14 protein-coding genes and 1 pseudogene are annotated in these 15,415 nt (G+C 61.4%); 8 read left to right on the forward strand and 7 right to left on the reverse strand.

What is annotated here, in order from left to right; all coding sequences use genetic code 11:
* Positions 1-19: 19 nt before the first annotated feature.
* From HYX42_RS17135 to HYX42_RS17165, 7 genes are read left to right on the forward strand one after another with little or no spacing between them, the layout of a single operon-like run.
* Entirely contained in the window at positions 20-799 is a 780-nt protein-coding gene (locus HYX42_RS17135) for a short-chain dehydrogenase/reductase (protein WP_293405239.1), read from the forward strand.
* 39 nt (positions 800-838) lie between these two features.
* On the forward strand, positions 839-2,008 hold the full coding sequence (locus HYX42_RS17140; protein ID WP_293405240.1) for an acyl-CoA dehydrogenase family protein: 1,170 nt from the start codon (positions 839-841) through the stop codon (positions 2,006-2,008).
* A gap of 2 nt (positions 2,009-2,010) precedes the next feature.
* Positions 2,011-2,922 carry a MaoC family dehydratase N-terminal domain-containing protein gene (locus tag HYX42_RS17145; protein ID WP_293405242.1) on the forward strand — a complete coding sequence of 304 codons (912 nt, stop codon included), beginning with the start codon at positions 2,011-2,013 and terminating at the stop codon, positions 2,920-2,922.
* Between the two features lie 5 nt (positions 2,923-2,927).
* A complete protein-coding gene (locus HYX42_RS17150; RefSeq protein WP_293405244.1) occupies positions 2,928-3,752 on the forward strand; it encodes a CoA ester lyase in 825 nt (274 codons plus the stop codon).
* A gap of 29 nt (positions 3,753-3,781) precedes the next feature.
* Positions 3,782-5,002 (forward strand): FAD-dependent oxidoreductase, encoded by a 1,221-nt coding sequence (locus tag HYX42_RS17155; protein WP_293405246.1) that lies wholly within the window; start codon positions 3,782-3,784, stop codon positions 5,000-5,002.
* Between the two features lie 29 nt (positions 5,003-5,031).
* Positions 5,032-6,021, forward strand: a complete 990-nt coding sequence (locus tag HYX42_RS17160; protein ID WP_293405248.1) for a tripartite tricarboxylate transporter substrate binding protein — start codon at positions 5,032-5,034, stop codon at positions 6,019-6,021.
* A gap of 13 nt (positions 6,022-6,034) precedes the next feature.
* Positions 6,035-6,808, forward strand: a complete 774-nt coding sequence (locus HYX42_RS17165; RefSeq protein WP_293405250.1) for a hypothetical protein — start codon at positions 6,035-6,037, stop codon at positions 6,806-6,808.
* 57 nt (positions 6,809-6,865) lie between these two features.
* Here HYX42_RS17165 and HYX42_RS17170 read toward each other — a convergent pair whose 3' ends face one another.
* The 3 genes from HYX42_RS17170 to HYX42_RS17180 form a co-directional block, all read right to left on the reverse strand.
* Positions 6,866-7,828 (reverse strand): tripartite tricarboxylate transporter substrate binding protein, encoded by a 963-nt coding sequence (locus tag HYX42_RS17170; RefSeq protein WP_293405252.1) that lies wholly within the window; start codon positions 7,826-7,828, stop codon positions 6,866-6,868.
* Between the two features lie 87 nt (positions 7,829-7,915).
* Positions 7,916-9,292: an MmgE/PrpD family protein gene (locus HYX42_RS17175; protein ID WP_293405254.1), complete on the reverse strand. Its 1,377-nt coding sequence runs from the start codon at positions 9,290-9,292 to the stop codon at positions 7,916-7,918.
* A gap of 39 nt (positions 9,293-9,331) precedes the next feature.
* Positions 9,332-10,315, reverse strand: a complete 984-nt coding sequence (locus tag HYX42_RS17180) for a tripartite tricarboxylate transporter substrate binding protein (RefSeq protein WP_293405256.1) — start codon at positions 10,313-10,315, stop codon at positions 9,332-9,334.
* A 154-nt stretch (positions 10,316-10,469) separates the two neighbouring features.
* Between HYX42_RS17180 and HYX42_RS17185 the strand changes: the two genes are divergently transcribed.
* On the forward strand, positions 10,470-11,861 hold the full coding sequence (locus tag HYX42_RS17185) for an MmgE/PrpD family protein (RefSeq protein ID WP_293405258.1): 1,392 nt from the start codon (positions 10,470-10,472) through the stop codon (positions 11,859-11,861).
* 203 nt (positions 11,862-12,064) lie between these two features.
* On the opposite strand, the pseudogene HYX42_RS17190 reads toward HYX42_RS17185, so the two are convergent.
* From HYX42_RS17190 to HYX42_RS17205, 4 genes and pseudogenes are all read right to left on the reverse strand, one after another.
* Positions 12,065-12,244, reverse strand: a pseudogene (locus tag HYX42_RS17190) (tryptophan 2,3-dioxygenase); the annotation flags it as partial.
* Positions 12,216-13,553 carry a cation:proton antiporter gene (locus HYX42_RS17195; RefSeq protein ID WP_293405261.1) on the reverse strand — a complete coding sequence of 446 codons (1,338 nt, stop codon included), beginning with the start codon at positions 13,551-13,553 and terminating at the stop codon, positions 12,216-12,218. The gene HYX42_RS17195 and the pseudogene HYX42_RS17190, both read right to left, overlap by 29 nt.
* A 130-nt stretch (positions 13,554-13,683) precedes the next feature.
* Positions 13,684-14,910, reverse strand: a complete 1,227-nt coding sequence (locus HYX42_RS17200; RefSeq protein WP_293405263.1) for a phospholipase A — start codon at positions 14,908-14,910, stop codon at positions 13,684-13,686.
* Positions 14,907-15,398 (reverse strand): hypothetical protein, encoded by a 492-nt coding sequence (locus tag HYX42_RS17205; RefSeq protein WP_293405265.1) that lies wholly within the window; start codon positions 15,396-15,398, stop codon positions 14,907-14,909. Before HYX42_RS17205 ends, HYX42_RS17200 begins: the two co-directional genes overlap by 4 nt.
* Positions 15,399-15,415: the final 17 nt, after the last annotated feature.

Below are 15,415 nucleotides of genomic sequence, written 5' to 3' on the forward strand. Positions count from 1 at the left end.
GCTATAGAAAGAAAATCAAATGGATCTCAAACTTCAGGGCAGCCGTGTGCTGGTCACCGGCAGCTCCAAAGGCATAGGCCTGGCCATAGCCGTCGCCTTTGCGGGCGAGGGTGCCGTGCCCGTCATCGTTTCTCGTTCGACAGATGCTCTTGAGAGCGCGCTGGCGTCCATAAAAAAAGAGACGGGCATCGCCGCACAGGCCGTCACCGCTGACCTTGGTCATGCGGAAGGCATCAAAACCCTGATGTCAAAGGCTGGCGAGATAGACATCCTCGTCAACAACGCCGGCGCGATTCCTGGCGGATCGCTCGCCGATGTTGATGATGCCCGCTGGCGCCAGGCCTGGGAGCTCAAACTGTTTGGCTACATCAATCTGGTGCGTGAGGTGCTGCCCCAGATGGAAAAGCGCGGCAGCGGGGTCATCGCCAACATCATAGGCATGGCAGGTGCGGCACCGCGCAGTGAGTATGTCTGCGGCTCCACGGCCAATGCAGCCCTGATGGCCTTTACCCAGGCGGTAGGTGCCACCAGCCCGCGCCGTGGCGTACGGGTGTTTGGCATCAACCCCTCACCCACACGAAGTGACCGCATGGAGGGCATGCTACGTGCGCAGGCGACCAAAAAATTCAACGACGAAAACCGCTGGATGGAGTTGACGGCTGGCCTGCCTTTTGGCCGCCTGACCGAACCCAAAGAGATTGCAGACCTCACCGTTTTCAGCTGCTCGCCACTGTCTGCCTACCTGTCTGGCACCGTCATCAATGTGGATGGCGGGCAGATGTACGCCAGCCCGCAATAAGCCTCTTCGATATTTCACACATCACGACTTCCCTTTCTCATGATCAAGCAAAACAACCACAAATATGAATTCGCCGACCTGCGCGACGGCGTGCGCTCAGTCTGCAACCAGTTTGATTCGCGTTACTGGCAGGAGGTCGACGAGGCCCGCGCCTTCCCCGAAACCTTTGTCAAGGCACTGACTGAAGCCGGATGGCTATCGGGCCTGATTCCCGAAGAGTACGGCGGTTCCAGCCTGTCGCTCACCGAAGCCAGCGTGGTCATGGAAGAAATCAACCGCGCCGGTGGCAACTCGGGCGCATGTCATGGCCAGATGTATGTCATGGGCTGCGTGGTGCGTCATGGTTCCGACAAACAGAAGCAGGACCTGCTGCCCAAAATTGCCAGTGGCGAGTTGCGCATGCAGTCCATGGCCGTCACCGAGCCCACCACGGGCAGTGACACCACCAAACTCAAGACCACCGCAGTGCTCAAGGGCGATCACTATGTAGTCCAGGGCCAGAAGGTCTGGACTTCGCGGCTCCAGCATTCCGACTACATGCTGCTGCTGGCCCGTACCACGCCGCTGGCGGACGTCAAAAAGAAAACCGAAGGCCTGTCGGTCTTCCTGGTGGACCTGCGTGAAGAGGTCGGCAAAAGCATTACCGTGCGCCCGATTCGCAACATGGTGAACCATGAAACCAATGAAATCTTCATCGACAACCTGCGCATCCCGGTCGAGAACCGCATCGGTGAAGAAGGCCAGGGCCTGAAATACATCCTTGACGGGCTGAATGCCGAGCGCATCCTGATCGCTGCCGAATGTGTGGGTGATGGCTACTGGTTTGTTGAAAAAGCCAGCGCCTACGCCAACGACCGTGTTGTGTTTGACCGCCCCATCGGCCGCAACCAGGGCATACAGTTTCCGATCGCGCGTTCCTTCGTCAACGTCGAAGCCGCCAGCCTGATGCGCTACCGTGCCTGCGAACTGTTCGACGGGGGCAAACCCTGCGGCGCGGAGGCTAATATGGCCAAGCTGCTGGCGGCCGACGCGTCGTGGGAGGCCGCCAATGTCTGCCTGCAAACCCACGGCGGTTTTGGTTTTGCTGCTGAATACGACATCGAGCGCAAGTTTCGCGAGACGCGTCTCTACCAGGTGGCGCCGATTTCCACCAACCTCATCCTGTCCTATGTGGGTGAGCATGTGCTGGGCATGCCAAGGTCTTACTGAGCATGAGCGATTCAAAAGACCAGCCTCAGGCGCTCGAACAGTGGGTCGGCCGCACGCAAACCGTGAGCGACACCATCAGCCCTGTACAGGTGCGGCAGATGTCCGCCACACTGGACGATGCGGCGCGCATGAACAACCCTGCGATGTCGCTGCTGCCTGCGGGCTGGCACTGGCTGTATTTCAACCCGCTGGAAGTGCAGTCAAAACTTGGCGAAGACGGCCATCCGGCGCGCGGTGATTTTCTGCCGCCGGTGGAGCTGCCGCGACGCATGTGGGCGGGCAGCCGGCTGGAGTGGACGCGTCACTTCAGCGTGGGCGCAGAGGTTCAAAAGACGTCCGAAATCATCAATGTGTCACGCAAATCCGGACGCAGTGGCGAGATGGTCTTTGTCACGGTGGCGCATGTGTATTCAGATCCGCAGGGCACCTTGCTGCGTGAAGAGCACGACATTGTTTACCGTGACAGCCAGTCTGCTGCTGAAAAAGCGGCCCTTGCAGAAGTTGCTGGTCGTGTGGCTCAGTGGCAGGCAGCTGCGCCGGTGTTTGAACGTGTCGGCCAGCACACCAAAGCCGTGATGGCCGATGCAGTCATGCTTTACCGCTATTCGGCAGCGACCTTCAACGGTCACCGCATTCACTACGACGTGGACTACTGCCGTGATGTGGAAGGCTATCCCGGCCTGGTGGTGCATGGTCCGCTGATCGCCACGCTCCTGCTGGACTATGTTGAAAACGAACTTGCCCCCGGTCGGCGTATCAGGTCTTTTGAATTTCGTGCCAACCGGCCGACCTTTGATCTCGGCGGTTTCCATCTGCATGCATCGCCCGAAGACGGAGATGCACATGCGCTGAAGGTCTGGGCCACCAACAATGTCGGTGAAGTCGGCATTGACGGCCTGATCACACTGGCCTGAAAAACATGACGCCGGTCACCTACCTGTTTGTTCCGGCGACACGAACCGAACGCGTTGCCAAGGCATTCGCGGCGGGTGCACATGCCGTCATCATTGACCTTGAAGACGCCATTGATGCGGGTGTAAAAGACGAGGCACGTGCACAGCTTGATGCCTTCCTCACCGCTTCGGTGCAGCCGGTATGGATTCGCACCAATGCTGTGACCACGCAGTGGTTTGAAGATGACCTTGCACTCGTCAAAAAGCATCCGGAAAAAATTGCAGGCGTCATGCTCGCCAAGACCGAATCCCCTTTTGAGGTGGATGCGGTCAATGACGGTAGCGCAGAAAACATTGCCGTCATTGCCCTCGTGGAGTCCGCTGCCGGCATGCTCGCGCTGGAGCGCATCTGTGCGCACCCGCGTGTTACGCGCATTGCATTTGGGTCTGCTGATCTGTCACGTGACCTCGGCTGTGAAGACGCATGGGACACGCTGCAGTTCGCGCGTTCGCAAGTGGTGTTGCATTCGGCTGCGGCGCATCTGCTGTCGCCGATTGATGGCGTGACTTTTGCTTTGGATAAACCGGATGTCGTGGAACGCGATGCTGCTCTTGCAGCCCGCCACGGTTTCGGTGCCAAGCTTTGTATTCACCCCTCACAAATCAACCCAACGCTGCAAGGTTTTGCGCCCACAGCACAGCAATTGCAGTGGGCTACGCAGATTCTTGCGGCCAGTGCCTCAGGCTCTGGCGCCCAGCGCCTGCAGGGCCAGATGATCGACAGGCCTGTGATTGAACGGGCGCGCCAGATCCTTCAACGCCATGAATCCTTTCAGGCCACTTTGCCCTGAAGTAACCACCACAAAGAACCCCTCCTATCGTGAACGCCAAAAAAGAAAATCGTGTCATCGTCGTTGGTGCAGGCCCTGTCGGCCTGCTGTGTGCACTTGAACTCGCGCGCCGCAATGTCCCCGTGCTGGTGATTGAATCCGAGCCCGGCACCACGCTTGACCTTCGCGCAGGCACCTTCCACCCCCCTACTCTGGAGATGCTGCAGGAGTCAGGTGTCACCGACGCGATGATGGCCATAGGCATACGTGTGCCGCGCTGGCAATCACGTGACCGCGAATACGGCCTCATCGTCGAGTGGGACCTGGCAGCACTTGAGAAAGACACACCGTTTCCGTTCAGGCTGCACCTGGAGCAGCATCGCCTGACGCCCATCCTGCTGGAGATGCTGCTCAAACATCCGCACGCTGAAGTGCGCTTCGGCCATGAATTTATCTCGCTGGTGCAGGATGCTGACGGCGTAACCGCCACAGCCAAAACCGCGCATGGCGAAGTGCAGTTGAAGGGCAGCTGGCTGGTCGGTGCCGATGGCGGGCGCAGCCCGGTTCGCAAGTCGGCCGACATTGGCTTTGGCGGCTACACCTGGCCAGAGCGTTACAGCGTCATCAGCACGACCTATGACTTCGCGCCGCTGGGTTACGCCGACAACGCCTACATCAGCGACCCCGAACAGTGGATTGCGTTTTTCCGCATGCCCGACAAAGGACCGCCAGGCCTGTGGCGCATGACCCTGCCCGTGCCGCAGGAGCTGCCTGACGAGCAGGTGCTTGACCCGGCATTTGCCACCGCTGCCATTGACCGTGCGCTGCAAAAACCCGCAGGAACTGTGTACCCCATAGTCCACCAGAGCGTGTACCGCGTTCACCAGCGTGTGGCCGACCAGTTCCGCGCGGGGCGTGTGCTTCTGGCCGGTGATTCGGCCCATGTCAACAACCCGCTCGGTGGCTTCGGCCTGAACAGCGGTATTCACGATGCGATGAACCTTGGTGAAAAACTCGCCCGCGTCTTCAATGGCGAAGCGACGGCCGACCTGCTTGACCTGTATGAGCGCCAGCGCCGCACGGTGGCCAATGAGTACGTGCAGACGGTATCGGTCAAGAACAAACAGAACCTCGAAGAGAAGGACCTTGAGACCCGGCTCAAACGATTTGCAGATTTGCGAGACATAGCGGCAGACCCACAGAAGACACGCGAGTATTTGTTGATCTCTTCCATGATCAACAGCATCAAGCGCGCCAATGCCATTCAGTAACTTTGCTTCAACCCGTCAAGGAATATCCAATGTCAACCATCAATCACGGCCGTCGTTACCAGCTCGGCGTCGCGGCCCTGGGCCTGCTGGCGCTCGCACAACCCGTGCTGGCGCAATCACCTGCCTGGCCGCAGCGGCCCATCAAGCTCATCGTGCCCTTTGCGGCGGGCGGCAACACCGACGGTATTGCCCGCCTGACCGCCGAGCGCCTGTCCCAATCGCTGGGCCAAACCGTCATTGTTGAAAACAAGGCCGGGGCCAACGGCGCCATCGCCGCAGATTTTGTAGCGCAGTCGCCGCCTGATGGCTACACGCTCTTCATGGCCGCCATGCCGGTGCTGGCCATCTTGCCAACAATCACCAAAACGAAGTTTGATCCGCTGCGCGATTTTGTTCCCGTCAGCAATGTCGGCAGTAACCCGTTTGTCATGGCCATCAGCAGCTCGGTGCCGGCCAAAAATGTGCGCGAGTTTGTAGCCTATGCCAAAAAGAACGACGGCAAGCTCAACTTTGCATCCGGTGGTTCCGGCAGTGTGTCGCATCTCTCGCCCGTGCTCTTCCTCAAGCGTGCCAACATCAACATGACCCACATCAGCTACAAGGGCGGTGGTCCTGCCGTGGCCGATTTGCTGGGTGGCCAGGTGCAGATGTATTTCGGCAACCTGTCAGAGCTCGCACCGCACGCCGACGGCGGCAAGATACGCATCATCGGTGTCTCCAGCCTGGAGCGCGCCAAGCAGATCCCTGACGTTCCCACACTGGCCGAATCGGGCTATCCGGGCTTCAAGACCCTGACATGGAACGGCATCGTCGCACCGACCGGTACGCCGCCCGCCATCATCAACAAGGTCGCCGCCGCCGTGCAGTCTGCCGTCAGCAAGCCCGAGATGCGCGCGCGCCTCTGGCAACTGGGTGTAGACCCCATAGGCGATACGCCCGCGCAGTTTTCACAAACCCTCAAGGCCGACATCACCACCTGGGCCGAAGCAGCCAAAGCCAGCAACCTCAAGATCGACTAACACCTGTAACACCATGTCCACTGTCCCGATTCGTACACCGTCCACCGATACCATCGCATCCCGCGCCAAGGTGGCCGTGGTGGTGCCTGCCACCAACACCATCGTGCAACCCGAGATGGAGGCCATGCGGCCGGCGGGTGTGACCAACCATGTCTCGCGCATGTATCTTCCGCCGCGTCCCTATGACGACCAGGAGGCCTACAAAAAAGCACTGGAGACCGAAGAGGGCAACCTTGAAGATGCGCTCAGGCTGGTGACGGTGTGCGAACCGCATGTGATTGCGCATGGCCACTCCATCCATTCATTCCGCGGTGACGGCCAGCGCGCCATTGATGAAGAAAAGCGCCTTGAAGCCATGTGCGGTGTGCCCTTCATCACGCCCTCACGCGCGGTGCTGGCCGGGCTGGAGGCGATTGGCAAGCCCAAAAAAATTGCCATCCTCACACCTTACTGGCCGCCAGCCGATGACATGATCGCCAACTTCTTCCGCTCATGCGGTTACGACGTGGTGTCGACGCACGGCCTGAAATCCACGGGGCCGACAGCGGTGGCACGCTTTACGCGCGAGCAGATCATCCACGGCTTTGCAGAAGTGGACCACAAGGATGCCGAAGCGCTGATTCATGTGGGCACCAACCTGCCCGTGTCCGCGCTGACGCCGGAGATTGAAACGAAGTTCGGCAAGCCCATGATTGGCGTGAATGTCGCCACTTACTGGCTGGCGTTGCGCCGCATCGGCATCATGGACAAGCTGCCGGGCATGGGGTTGCTCGCCGAGAAGTACTGAGGCCGGAGACAGCCAAAGAAAAGGCGGCCAGTGCCGCCTTTTTTTATGTGCGCTGTTTTATTCCGGGGTGATGCCAGCCTGTTTGACCGCGCTGCCCCACTTCACGGTCTCGGTGCGGATAAAGTCCGCAAACTGTTGCGGTGTGCTGCCTACGGGTTCTGCACCGGCCTTGACCAGCGTCTCGCGCACATCGGGCATGGCCAGGATCTTCACGATTTCGTCGTGCATGCGCTTGACGACAGGCGCTGGTGTGTTGGCAGGTGCAACGATACCGGTCCATCCTGTGACGACCACTGCCGGCAAACCTGCTTCTGTCGTCGTCGGCACATCGGGCACAGCATCCGAGCGGCGCGGCTGGCCGACGACGAGCGCGCGCAGTTTGCCGTTTTTCACCTGCGAGAGCAGTGCCGGCATGGTGCCGAAGATGAAGTCGACCTGGCCGCCAATCAGGTCGGTGATGGCCGGCGATTCGCCCTTGTAGGGCACGTGCAGCATCTTGACGTTGGCGGCCCCCGCGAGCAGTTCGGCCGCGAGTTGTGACTGGTTGCCAATGCCGGCCGAGGCGTACTTGATGCCTTCGGGCTTTGCCCTGGCCGCCGCGAGCAGTTCGGCCAGCGTCTTGTAGGGCGAGGTGGCGGGCACGACCAGCAGGAAGGCGATGGACGTGGTTTGTGTGACAGGTGTGAAGTCTTTCTGCACGTCGTAAGGCACTTTTTTGTAGACGTGCTGGTTGATGGTCAGCGTGCTGGGCGAGGTCATCAAAAACGTATGGCCATCGGTGGCGCGCGATGCGGCCTCACCGGCAATCATGCCGTTGGCGCCGGCGCGGTTGTCGACCACCACGGTCTTGCCCAGCGCATCGCCGAGCTTCTGTCCTATCAGGCGTGCGGCGATGTCAATGCTGCCGCCTGCCGATTGCGAGACGATAAAACGCACCGGCTGTGTCGGCCACGTTTGTGCGTGTGAAGGCAGGCTGGCGATACAGGCGGAGGCCAGCAGGCCGAACAGGTATTTTTTCATGGGTGATCCGATCAGAGGGAGTTGGCGTTGGAGTTGGAGTTGGAGTGGGAGGGAAAGCAGGGAAGGAATGGGGGTGAGGGTGAACGCTCAGGGATAAAAATCCACCAGCTGGCTGACGTCGTCGCACTTGTCGATGTTCAAAATGGCGTTGCGCAACTGCGCGGCACGGGGCGCACCCCAGAGGGGTTCTGCCAGGTCGCGGTATTTCTGCTCAAGGTCAGCCGTTTTATGGGGGCGTGTGGGCTCGCCACTGGTGATGTGGCATTCACCGCGCAGCGTCGTGCCGTCTTTCAGGTGCATGTCCAGCGTCACGCGCTGGTCGGCCGGGTAGGTGGCGGTGTAGCTTTCGTCTTCGGTCACAAACACTTTGGCCGACAGCGCCATCACACGCGGGTCGGCCACGGCGGTATCTGAAAAGGCCTCCAGCCCGTTGCGGCCACCGACCAGCAGTGTGGCGACGGAAAACGGAATCGAAAAGCGCGTGCCAAACCAGTCTTTGGGCGTCTGGTTGCAAAGGTAGGCCGCCAGGCGATAGGCGCGAACGTCGATGCGCAAGACGTCTTCAGGTTCGATGCGGCGCGGTGCATGTGCGATGGCATCAAAAAAAGCGTCGATGGCCGAATGCACATAACGCGCCGTCGGGTAGAGCTTGAGGTAACCCTCCATCAGCAGCCAGCGTTCACCCAGACCTTCAATGGCTTTGGCGCCCGAGAAGCCATCACCCAACACCAGGCTGAAGGTGGTGTTGACGCCGTCCGACGGCCCGCTGAAACCCGACTCCGCCAGCCGCGCCGCCATCTGCCCCATAAAGCCGCTGTGGCCCGCGTACCAGTTGCGCACCGTGGCGCCGTCCAGCATGGTGTGGCGGTTGGTGGCCATGCAGCTGGATGCGGCCAGGCTGGCCAGGTTGCGCAGCTTGTCCGCCGGCATGCCGGTCAGGCGCGCCGTGGCCAGCGCCGCACCCACCACACCAAAGGTGCCGTGCGGGTTGATGATGAGCTTGATCTTCGTGGCCATGCCTATGCGCGCCACCACCTCATAGGCCAGCGCAATCGTCGCCAGCACCGAGCGGCCGCTACGCCCCAGCTCCTGCCCGACCGCCAGCGCGGCGGGTATCACCTGCATGCCGGGGTGGCCGTTCGCCAGGAAGTTGCCCTCGTCGTAGTCGAGCCAGGCACCGGCGATGCCGTTGAGCATGGCAGCGTCCAGCCGGTTGGTGGTGCAGCCCTTGCCTATGACCCATGACTTGCCGGGCGCGGCGCTGGCCACCTGCCGGTCTGACAGCGCCTGCAGCTCAGGCGTGCGCATGCCCCAGGCCAGCACGGGGAAAGAGTCGAGGATGATTTCGCGCGTGCGCGCCAGCACCGCTTCGGGAATGTCTTCTTCAGGCGTCAGGCCCACAAAGCGCGCCAGCTGGTCAAGGTAGTCGCCTGCGCCATGCGCCGCTTTGGAGTTGTCGGGCATGGGGGAGGGCGCTTTCAGTGAGGGTGTTTTCAGTTTGGCCTAGTTAGCCTGTATCCCGGCTGCGCGCACCAGCCTGCCGAGGCGGGCGACATCGGTCTTGATCAGGTTGCCAAATTCTTCCGGGCCGGCGCCGACCAGGTCAAAACCCAGGCTGGCGAGTTTGGCCTTCACGTTCGGGTTGGCAATGGCTTTGGCGAATTCGCTGTGCAGTTTGCGCACCACATCGGGCGGTGTGGCGGCGGGCGCAACGATGCCGTTCCATGCGGCATAGCCATAGCTTGGCAGGCCGGCCTCGGCAATCGTCGGAACGTCGGGCATGGCAGCCGAGCGTTTGGGTGTGCTGACGCCGTAGACACGCAGCTTGCCGTCTTTCACGAAGGCAATCACGTTGGACATGCCCGAAAACATGATGGGCACGGTGCCCGCAATCACATCGGTCAGGGCCGGGCCCATGGCCTTGTAGGGCACGTGGGTCATCTTGATGCCGGCGGCGTCAATAAAAAACTCCATCGCCAGATGCTGGGCCGAGCCTGAGCCGGTGGACGAGTAATTGATGCTGCCCGGTTTTGCCTTTGCCATGGCAATCAGCTCGGGCACGGTTTTGGCCGCAAACGCCGTGTTGCCGACCAGCACCAGCGGCACGGTGGAGGTCAGCGTGACGGGCGCAAAGTCTCTCAAAGGGTCGTAAGGCAGTTTGGGGTAGAGGGCCGGGTTGGCCGCCATGATGCCGTCGTTGGGCATGAAGAGCGTGTAGCCATCGGCTGGCGATTTGGCGGCAGCTTCAGCGGCAATGATGCCGTTGGCGCCGGTGCGGTTGTCTATGAGCACACCCTGGCCAATCTGCTCGGCCACCTGCGCAGCGATGGCGCGCGCAATCGTGTCCACCGCGCTGCCGGCGCCAAAGGGCACGATGATCTTGATGGGCCGGTCGGGGAAGGCCTGTGCAGAAGAGGCCATGGGAGCCATCAGCAGGGTCATGGGCAGGCAGGCCAGCGCCAGCACCTTCAGTCGTTGAAACAGCATGGAAAGCTCCAGATCAATCGTTTGGTCATTAAATTATGGGGTAGATATTATTTTTATTCAATTAAAAAGTATATTTATGATTCAAATCAAAACATTGAACCTAGCATTAATCATTCCAGCAGTCATGTCCCGTGCAGAAGGTGAGCCATCCCTCATGAATACGCCATCAGCCCAAAACAGGCCCGATTACCTCGACCAGCTGGCTGAATTTGCCTGTTCGGCGCAACTGGCGGACGTCGCGCCCGAGGCGCTGAAGCACCTGCGTTTTATCGTGGCCGACACCCTGGCGGCCTGCGCCATCGGCAACCAGGAGCCCGAAATGCGTGCGATGCGGGCCCTGCAAGTGCAGCTCAGTGGCGGCGGTGAAGCATCCGTTCTGGGCACAGGCACAACGATGAATCCCATCGATGCTGCCGCCCTGAATGCCGCTGCCGGCTGCTGGCTTGAGCTGGACGAGGGCAACCTGACCAGCAACGGCCACCCCGGCATACAGGTGATTCCTGCGGCGCTGGCCGTGGCCCAGCAACTGGGCAAAAGCGGCGAAGAGTTTTTGCTGGCCTGTGCGCTCGGCTACGAGATCTGCGCACGCATAGGCAGTGCCTGCGACATGCGCATGTGCCTGCACCCGCATGGCACCTATGGCGTGGTGGGGGCAGCCGTGGCGGTAGGGCGGCTCATGGGTCTGGCCCCCGCGCAGATGCGTGAACTGATCAACCTGGCCGGTTCATCGCCCATTGCCGGCAACCGCCAGGGCATGAAGGACGGCGCCACGCTGCGCAACTGGTACGCCTCGCACAGCGCCATCATGGGGCAGACGGCGGTGCGGCTGGTGCAAAGCGGCTTTACCGGCCCGCGCGACGGGCTGACCCCTACCTGCGACGAGGTGCTGTTTGACAACTTCAAGCCTGATGTGGTGGTGAAAGACCTGGGCAAACGCTGGCTGCTGGCCGAGGGTTATATCAAGCTGTATGGCTGCGGCCGGCCCATACACGCCGCCATCGACGCGCTGCGCGATGCGCTTGCGCCGCTGGGGGAATCATCGAAATGGCCGCTGGGCAGCGAGATTGCCGGCATCGAGGTGCGCGGTTTCAAATTCCTGGCTTTCCTGAACCGGCGCGATATCCGCAACGCTTTTGCCACGCGCTTCTCAACCCCGTTTGCGGTGGCCAGCGTCATCGTCAACCGCAGCCACGGGCTGGCATGTTTTGACGACAGCGCCGCCGCCAACCCCGACATACACGCGCTGGTGGAGAAGCTGGCGCTGGTCGAGGTCGACGACTACAGCGCGCTTTTCCCGCAGCAGCAGGTGTGCGAGGTCGCCATCACGCTGAAGAATGGCGGGGTGCTCAAAGGCCGCTGCGACATTATTCGCGGCGAGCCCGCCAACCCGGCCGACCCGCAGGATTACCGTGACAAGTTTGTGGGCCTGGCACGGCGTACCTGGCCCGGGCGCACGGATGCGGCGCTGAACGCGCTGTATGACAGGGCCTTGAAGCTGGAGCAGTTGCCCGACATGCGCGGGCTCTGTGGGCCGGACGGGTTTTAAGGCAAATGTAAAGTCAACTTTACATTTTGGCCGCCCGCTTGTCCGCGCGAGCCACTTTTGCCGGTTTCAAGCCCCAAAAATGCCATTTTTGAGGGCTAAATTGGCCTCCGGGCCAATAAATACGGACGTGAGCAGCTATAAGTTCAATAGCAAAATGCAGTTGAACCCTGCAATCCGGCACGGGTTTTTCCCGGTCAGCCGCCTCACGGATTGGTGTGCAGGGGCCAGATTTCGGGAAACAGCACCACGTCCAGCATCTTGCGCAGTTGGCTCACGCCGCCCGTGCCGCGCTTGAAGCCCATGACAGCCTCCACCGTCATCACATGGCGAAAGCGCCGGAGGCGAAATGCGTCTTCAAGTCTGGTCCGGTTTTTTCCTGGCAATGGCCGCTGATTTCCGGCGCTCGTAACTTTTCATCAGCGGCGTGACCGAGATGCCGTGCACCACCACGGAAGCGACCACCACCGCAATCACCAGTGACAACAACTGCTCGGCCAGGGCATTGCTGATGTCGTGCCTGATGGCGTAGAGCAGGTAGTAGATGGAGCCAATGCCGCGTATGCCGAACCAGGCCATGAGGCGGCGCTGCTGGCCGCGTATGCCGGTGCCCAGCAGTCCCGCCACCACGGCTGCGGGCCTGACGACCAGAAACAGCAGCGGTGTGAACCACAGGACTTCCCACCTGAATGGCACGACCGCAATCAGCGCGCCCACTGCCAGCACGATCACCACCTCGGCAAAGTTTTCAAGCTGGGAGTTGAAGCGCTGTACGGCGCGCATCATGGTCGAGGGGGCTGCGCTTTCAGACGTCTGCTGTTCTTCTGCATTGGCATCCAGATCTCCCGGTGCATCAACAGCGGTCTGCGAAGCATGGTGCCTGTCGATGCGGCTGAGCGCCAGGCCCGCCGCGAACACCGCCAGAAAGCCGTAGGTCTGGCACAGCAGGGCCACGCCGTAGGTCAGCGCAATCAGTCCCAGCGCGATGAATTCATCCGAACCCAGCGCTTCCTTGTGACGCACCCGCAGGTACAAAATGCCCCGGCCCACCGCATGGCCCAGCAGGTAGCCTATGCCCAGTCCGCCCGCCACGGCCCAGAGCACGTCAACGGCTATCCATCGCCAGCCCATGTCGCCCAGTTCATGCAGGCCCAGCAGGCCCAGGCCCAGCATGACAAAGGGGAAGGCCGCGCCGTCATTGAGCCCCCCTTCGCCCGTCAGGCCGAAGCGCAGGCGGTCGCGGTCGCCGGGATTGGCCACCTGTACCTCTGATGCCAGCACCGGATCGGTGGGCGCAAGAATGGCGCCCAGCAAAATCGCAGCGCCCGGCGACATGCGCATCAGGCTCACGCCGATGGCGGCAATCACCGCCACCGTGATGACCATGGAGACGGAGGCCAACTGCACAGGAATGCGCCAACGCCTGTCGTTCAGCGGCAGTTCGAGTTTCATGCCCGCGGTGAACAGCGAGATCAGCACCGCCACCTCGGTCAGGCGCTCCAGCAGCACCACATCCCGCGTGGGCCGCAGCACCAGCAGGCCCAGGCCCCAGGGGCCTATGGCCATGCCTATGCCGAGGTAAAGCATGGCGGCGCTGAGCGGCAGGCGCTTGATGAAGGAGCCGCCCATGGTCATCGCGACCAGCAGCAAACCCAGGATCAGGCAGGCTTGTGTGAAAAGATCAGGCGGCGTCATGCGACGATTTCAGGAATAGAAAAATGAAAAATCCATCGTGCAAGCATGCCGCAACGGGTAGTCATTTCATGTGGGACATGGCGGCCAGTTTTTGCAGTCTGAACGGCTGCCCAGGGCACCTGAGCCCGGCTTACCAGTCCACCAGGCTCAGTCCCATGCTGAGCACCGTCCGCTTGCGGTTGTAGTCAAGCAGGCTGTCGCCATAGCCGGTAAACAGTTGCAGGTGGTAGCGCAGCCCGGTGTAGCGGGGCGCCGAGCCTGGCGCGATCATCCAGTCCAGGCGGGCCGAACCGCGGGACTGGCTGGTCAGCGAATGGCGCAGCGTCAGGCCCAGGCTGTCGGTCTGGTTGATCTGCCAGTTGCCCGCCACTTCTGCGCGGCCTATGAAGTTTTCAATGCCGGGGTTGTCGTCATTGCCTGAGGATTCCTTCAAGCGCTGCCAGACCTTGCCCTGCAGGCTCAGGCTGGAGGTGGGGCTGAGTATTTTTTCAGCCGCACCCATCAGGTAGACGCGGTTCCAGCTGCGCGACAGCGGCAGCGTTTGCCCGTTTGACTGGTGCACCACACCAAGACCTGAGAGGCGGTAGTTCCAGTCGCCGCCCAGCGGGATCTGGTGCGGGTAAATGTAGAGCGCTTCGGGTTCGTGGTCGGTGTTGCGAAAGGGGCGGGACAGGCCGCCATTGAACAACTGCCAGTAACTCTGCTGCGTGTAGCCGAACCAGACCGAGTCAAGGTCCTGTGAGTCTTCGGCGCCGCGCTTGAGCAGGCCCTTGGCGATCTTGGTGCGCACTGACAACTGGATCTTCAACTCATGCCTGTTATAGGGCTGTGCCGTCAGCGCGGTGTGGCCTGCCGCTGTTGACGAAGGTTGGGTGTTGACGCTGTCGGACGCCACCAGTGCCAGCGTGGTCGGCTTGTAGCCGCGCAGCGAAAAATTGTCGCAGTCGGTGCCGCGCTGCAGTTCCCAGAAACGCGACAGTTGCGAGTAGTTGTCGTCGCGGCAACCCACGGGCTTGCGCGATGCGTCGGCCTCGGGGACTGGCAGCGGGGGCAGTGCCGCCAGCTCTGCGGGGGACAGCGATCTGGCAGAAGCCGGGGGTGAAACTGTCGATGCCGTTGTCATCGGTGCAGCCGGTGTGGCAGCCGCAGTGACCGCGCTGGCGGACGGCGCGGCTTGCGCAGTGGCCCAGTCCTGAAAACACCTGAGCTGTACCGCAGGGTTACCTGTCATGGCCTGGCAGGCCTGCCAGCCGTTGGACGGGGCCGGGGTATTCGTCTGGGCCATGGCGTTGCCGCCGGGAAAACACGCGGCGGCCAGGCTGCACGCCAGGCTTGAGAGGGTGGACGCTTTGTTCACGGCAGACGTGTGAGTATGAAAGGGATCTCCGGCGCATCGGGCGCCGCAGATTTGCTCGTGTCTTTCCAGACGCCCCTGAACACCTTGCCGCAGGAGCCAGGCACCATCTCGCCATTCCAGGTGCCGGTGATGGCGATGTTGTCTGATGATTCGTCGAGCAGCAGCATGCCCTCATCGAGGTCGCCTGCCAGCGCCGCCTTTGCTGCATGGCCTGCGGCGGGCTTGCTGATGCCATCCATGTTGCGGCTGACCATGCCCGACAGACTTTCGGAAAATTCCGCATGCCGCTGCAGCAGCATGGTGGCGCGTGCGGGCAGGCCCGCAGGCGGATTGGTGAAACTGGCAGACCACATTCCGTAGATCTCGGCGGCCTTCATGTCCCTGGCCGGGGTGCAGGCCGGGGGTGGCGCACTTTGCGCGAATGCGCCCAGGGGAAGGACGCAGGCTGTGGTCAACAAAAGGGCAAGTCGGCGGTAATTCAGTGTCATCAGGGAGTCCATCATTC

This window comes from Polaromonas sp. (assembly GCF_016185115.1).
Classification (GTDB): domain Bacteria; phylum Pseudomonadota; class Gammaproteobacteria; order Burkholderiales; family Burkholderiaceae_C; genus Polaromonas.

Bases quoted from the DNA above. Each gene is read 5' to 3' on its own strand.
- HYX42_RS17150 (WP_293405244.1), top strand. From the start codon at position 2,928: ATGACGCCGGTCACCTACCTGTTTGTTCCGGCGACACGAACCGAACGC.
- HYX42_RS17160 (WP_293405248.1), top strand. From the start codon at position 5,032: ATGTCAACCATCAATCACGGCCGTCGTTACCAGCTCGGCGTCGCGGCC.
- HYX42_RS17135 (WP_293405239.1), top strand. From the start codon at position 20: ATGGATCTCAAACTTCAGGGCAGCCGTGTGCTGGTCACCGGCAGCTCC.
- HYX42_RS17195 (WP_293405261.1), bottom strand. From the start codon at position 13,553: ATGACGCCGCCTGATCTTTTCACACAAGCCTGCCTGATCCTGGGTTTG.
- HYX42_RS17175 (WP_293405254.1), bottom strand. From the start codon at position 9,292: ATGCCCGACAACTCCAAAGCGGCGCATGGCGCAGGCGACTACCTTGAC.
- HYX42_RS17170 (WP_293405252.1), bottom strand. From the start codon at position 7,828: ATGAAAAAATACCTGTTCGGCCTGCTGGCCTCCGCCTGTATCGCCAGC.
- HYX42_RS17185 (WP_293405258.1), top strand. From the start codon at position 10,470: ATGAATACGCCATCAGCCCAAAACAGGCCCGATTACCTCGACCAGCTG.
- HYX42_RS17205 (WP_293405265.1), bottom strand. From the start codon at position 15,398: ATGACACTGAATTACCGCCGACTTGCCCTTTTGTTGACCACAGCCTGC.
- HYX42_RS17145 (WP_293405242.1), top strand. From the start codon at position 2,011: ATGAGCGATTCAAAAGACCAGCCTCAGGCGCTCGAACAGTGGGTCGGC.
- HYX42_RS17180 (WP_293405256.1), bottom strand. From the start codon at position 10,315: ATGCTGTTTCAACGACTGAAGGTGCTGGCGCTGGCCTGCCTGCCCATG.
- HYX42_RS17165 (WP_293405250.1), top strand. From the start codon at position 6,035: ATGTCCACTGTCCCGATTCGTACACCGTCCACCGATACCATCGCATCC.
- HYX42_RS17140 (WP_293405240.1), top strand. From the start codon at position 839: ATGATCAAGCAAAACAACCACAAATATGAATTCGCCGACCTGCGCGAC.